The 4,421-nt window shown below is 40.2% G+C and carries 5 protein-coding genes; 2 read left to right on the forward strand and 3 right to left on the reverse strand.

What is annotated here, in order from left to right; translation table 11 throughout:
- Both V7149_RS22050 and V7149_RS22055 read right to left on the reverse strand, forming a co-directional pair.
- A partial coding sequence (locus tag V7149_RS22050; protein ID WP_335347734.1) for a globin occupies positions 1–377 on the reverse strand: 377 nt, incomplete at its 3' end.
- A gap of 123 nt (positions 378–500) precedes the next feature.
- Positions 501–659, reverse strand: coding sequence for a hypothetical protein (locus V7149_RS22055; RefSeq protein ID WP_335347735.1), 159 nt, complete (start codon positions 657–659; stop codon positions 501–503).
- A gap of 135 nt (positions 660–794) precedes the next feature.
- Here V7149_RS22055 and V7149_RS22060 point away from each other — a divergent pair, with 135 nt between their 5' ends.
- On the forward strand, positions 795–941 hold the full coding sequence (locus V7149_RS22060; protein WP_335347736.1) for a hypothetical protein: 147 nt from the start codon (positions 795–797) through the stop codon (positions 939–941).
- Complete coding sequence (locus V7149_RS22065; RefSeq protein WP_335347737.1) at positions 938–1,261, forward strand: YqzG/YhdC family protein; 324 nt, start codon at positions 938–940, stop codon at positions 1,259–1,261. Before V7149_RS22060 ends, V7149_RS22065 begins: the two co-directional genes overlap by 4 nt.
- Positions 1,262–1,338: 77 nt before the next feature.
- Here V7149_RS22065 and metH read toward each other — a convergent pair.
- Positions 1,339–4,421: methionine synthase (gene metH, locus V7149_RS22070; RefSeq protein WP_335347738.1), on the reverse strand; the 3,083-nt coding region annotated here is incomplete at its 5' end.

The following is a 4,421-nucleotide window of genomic DNA, read 5'->3' on the forward strand; positions in this document are numbered from 1 at the left end:
GTGTTTACCATAATCCCTGCTACCTGTGTTAGTCGATCATAAAAAGCCGCACCTGCAGGATTTTCATTAAGCCCAATTTCCTCAAAAGCTTCCTTCATACAGCGAAGCCAGCACTTAGCGCGCAGTGGCGTGACTTCGAAGGGGAGATGGCGGTGCTGCATAGCAGGTGGCCCGAATTCCTGACTATAAAGGGCGGGTCCTCCGGTAAATTGTGATAGAAACATCCGCTGCTTTCTCATGATTTCTTCCATATCTCCTTCAAACAATGGGCTTAGGTCGGGATCAGCATATACACGTGGATAAAATACTTGGACAAGCTTCTCAATAGTTTCTGCTCCGCCTATTTGAGTAAAAAGGGTATTAATTTTGTAATCCATATTCATCACCTTTTTCAATTTTCATTTATTCTTATTATGTATGATTATAATCATAAAACAAAAGAGTAATTGTGATTTAAATCACGAAAGCATTGCCAAATAAAACGGCAATGCTTTTTTATTCTATAAATGATTGCTTACTACTTCTACTGTATTCTGTTCTTCTGTTGAAATGTTTAAATCCAAATTTGAATTCGTAACAATCGTTTCTGTTGTATATGCAGCTTCATTCAATTGATGATCCATTTCCGTAAAATCTGGAACCTCTTTTTCGTGATTCATTCCAACACCTCCTAATAATAGCTTGCAATGAAAAGAAAATAATATTCAAGTATGTCTTGTTCATCAGTGTCTTGAATAAGCAAGACCTTAATGTCAAATTCTATAGAAAAGCATTACAAAAAGGAGGGAAGCGAAATGTTAAAGGATGAAGGTATGGAATGCCAGGATGAAAAAGATCTGCTACATCATTATTTCGCCGTACAAAGCGCCTATATTTCCGTTCAGGAGGAGGAAGAACGGATCCGAGAAGCAATTGAAGATAAAAGGAAAGAACCATTATGACTATTGAGTTGAGAAGAATGTTCTTCATTGTTACGATTCTGATGCTATGTTCAAGCCAGGTCTTCTATGCTCAGCCAGATGCACCACCGTACGCAAAGTGGGGACAATTAGCCGTAAAAACAGCAAAGAAAAAATATCCAAAAGCAGATATTGTCGATTATTTGCATATCGGCAGGGAGAACAAGGATCATTCATCTATAGAAAAATTTAAGCTTTGGCTGCGAGAAGGCGGCAAGGAATTCGGATTGTTTATTCATATTGAATTTGATCCAAAAAACGAGAGGGTTATTCATGTAAGTGTAAAAAAATCAACAACATAATGGAGAAGAGGTAATAAAAAAGCCAAAAACGTTTGAATAAAGTTTCAACGTTTTTGGCTTTTAGTTATGAAAAAGGGTTATGCCTTTGCAACATTAAAATACCTAGCCTCTGGATGAGCAAAAACAATGGCTGATACTGATGCTTCGGGCTCCATCATACAGCCTTCTGTCAGATTTACTCCAATGTCCTCTGGGCTGATTAATTTGAAAAGCTTTTGCTGATCTTCTAAATTAGGACAAGCTGGGTATCCAAATGAGAACCTTTGCCCTTGGTATTTAGCGGCAAAGCGATCCTTCATTGTCATATCAACTGGGTCAGGAAAACCCCAGCGGTCTCGAATTTGTCTGTGAACAAGTTCTGCGAACCCTTCAGCTGATTCTAATGCGAGTGATTGCAGGGCATGACATTCAAGGAACCTTCCTTGCTCCTTTAATTGATCGGCCACTTGCCTAATCCCTCTGCCCGCCGTAACTGTAAAGAAGGCGACATAATCCATCTGTCCGCTCTCTTTAGATTTTAAGAAGTCAGCTAAGCATAAATAAGGTTCAACCTCTTGTCTTGGGAATTCAAAGGTTTCAATAATTTCAGTTTGTTCCTCATTGTAAATGAGAACCTTATCTCCATCTGATTGTGCAGGGAAAAATTGATAGACAGCAGCTGGCGTAATCCACCCATTTGTTTTTGAATCATCAATTAATCCGTTCACCATTTCGTTCATTTTTACAGCCTTTTCATCACTTTCTGCTAAAAGTTTTTCTAATTTACCCTTTAAGCCCAGATGATGTCCAATTAACATTTGCTTATTTATATAAGGCTCGATATGTGAAATCGTAATGGAATTTAATATTTTTCTTTTTAAATCCTGTGGTGTAAAAACAGGTGCGTTTGTATTTAATGCTGGCCTTACTTTCACAGCTGTAGCGACAGCAATTGAACTTCTGTCAAACGGAACAGCGTTTTGAGCTGCTTCTTGCTTTTCTGCTTGTTCGCTTTTTAATTTTTCAAATTCAACTGGATCTTGCAGCTGGTTGGCGATGGAAAGGCCATTCATCGCATCCTTCGCATATAGAACAAGGCCATCATATTCCTTCGCGATTTTCGTATCTGTGAATTTGCGGGACAGAGCTGCCCCGCCAACAAGTATTGGAATATCAATGCCAGCCTGCTTTAAATCATGAGCAGTAAGGACCATCTGCTGTGCAGATTTCACAAGCAATCCTGATAAGCCAACCATATCTGGCTTTTCCTTCTTGATTGTTTCTACAAGCTCGGAAGGAGGGACCTTAATCCCAAGATCTACGACTTCAAATCCATTATTACTTAGGATGATATCGACTAAGTTCTTTCCGATATCATGGACATCTCCCTTAACCGTTGCTAAAACTATTTTTCCTTTATTCGCACTTGTATCATCCTTTTCCATATGAGGTTCAAGGAAAGAAACAGATGCCTTCATGACCTCCGCACTTTGCAGAACTTCCGCTACGATAAGCTGGTTATCATTAAATAGACGGCCAACTTCCTTCATCCCATCCATTAATGGCCCATTAATAATTTCAAGTGGGGCAGGGTAGGTGCGAAGAGCTTCTTCTAGATCAGGAATAAGACCTTCCTTTGTTCCTTCCACGACATAATAGGCTAGACGTTCTTCTAATGTCATATCAGGCATCATGCTTTTTTGTTCTTTTTTCTTATCACGGTAAAACTCTGTAAAAGCAGCAAGTGTTTCATCAGTTGTTTCAAATAATAATTTCTCAGCTAACTGAACTTCCTCTTTAGGGATGGAGGCAAATCTCTCAAGCTTTTCTGTATTAACGATTGCATAGTCGAGTCCCGCCTGTGTGCAATGATAAAGAAATACAGAATTCAATATTTCTCTGCCGACAGGAGGGAGACCAAAGGATACGTTACTAATTCCAAGAATTGTTTGGACCTCTGGCATTGCTTCTTTAATTAATCGAATTCCCTCAACAGTTGCTTTTGCACTTCCAATATATTGTGCATCACCTGTACCGACAGGGAAGACAAGAGGGTCAAAAATGATATCCTCTGGCTGGATGCCATATTTGCCTACTAGTAAATCATAGGAACGCTTGGCAATTTCCAGCTTCTTATCAGCTGTAACCCCCATGCCTTTTTCATCGATCGTCCCAACAACTACAGCGGAACCATATTTATGAACAAGCGGAGCGATTGCGGCAAATCTATCCTCGCCATCCTCAAGATTGATTGAATTTATTATGCCTTTCCCTTGTGAGTAGGTAAGGGCCTTCTCTATAACAAGGTCATCAGTTGAATCAATCACTAGAGGAGCTTTAACTTTCTTGACCAATTCTTTCATGAAGTTTTTCATATCTTCAATTTCTTCACGGTCTGGATCAGCAAGACAAACATCGATGACGTGAGCTCCGCCCTTAATTTGTGCTCTGGCAACCTCAGCAGCCTCTTCAAATTTTCCTTCCTTAATTAATCGCTTAAACTTTCGTGACCCAATAACATTCGTCCTTTCGCCAACCATAATAGGTCGAAGGGTAGGATCATCATAGATAAAAGGTTCGATTCCGGATACTTTATGGGTTGTGCTTTTTTCATAGCCTCGGGGCTGATATTTCGCCATTTCATCTGCAATTGCTTTAATATGGGCCGGAGTTGTTCCACAGCAGCCGCCAACAATATTCAGCCAGCCTTCAGACGCAAATCCGCCTAATTTCAAAGCAAGTGATTCAGGTGTTTCATGATATTGTCCTTCTTCATCAGGCAGCCCAGCGTTTGGATAACAGCTAACTGCTGATGAAGCAAGACCTGATAGGGAGCGGATATGGTCCTGCATAAACTCAGGACCAGTGGCACAGTTAAGGCCAACCGCTAACGGTTTCATGTGTTCTAATGAAATATAGAAAGCTTCAATTGACTGGCCGGCCAAAGTGGTACCCATTGGTTCAATCGTTCCCGAGATAATAAGGGGAAGCTTCTTGCCTGTTTTCTCAAATGCATTTTGAATGCCGATAAAACCAGCTTTTACATTCAGCATATCCTGACTCGTTTCAAGGAGAAGAAGATCCACTTGACCGTCAATTAATCCGATTGCCTGTTCTTCGTATGATTGTGTCAACGCTTCAAAAGTAGTTCCGCCAGTTACACTAAGTGTCTTAGTTGTAG

It is taken from the genome of Bacillus sp. JJ1503 (assembly GCF_036965125.1).
GTDB lineage: Bacteria > Bacillota > Bacilli > Bacillales > Cytobacillaceae > Cytobacillus.

Excerpts from the sequence above, each read along its gene's own strand:
- V7149_RS22055 (WP_335347735.1), bottom strand. The coding sequence starts at position 659 with ATGAATCACGAAAAAGAGGTTCCAGATTTTACGGAAATGGATCATCAA.
- V7149_RS22060 (WP_335347736.1), top strand. The coding sequence starts at position 795 with ATGTTAAAGGATGAAGGTATGGAATGCCAGGATGAAAAAGATCTGCTA.
- V7149_RS22065 (WP_335347737.1), top strand. The coding sequence starts at position 938 with ATGACTATTGAGTTGAGAAGAATGTTCTTCATTGTTACGATTCTGATG.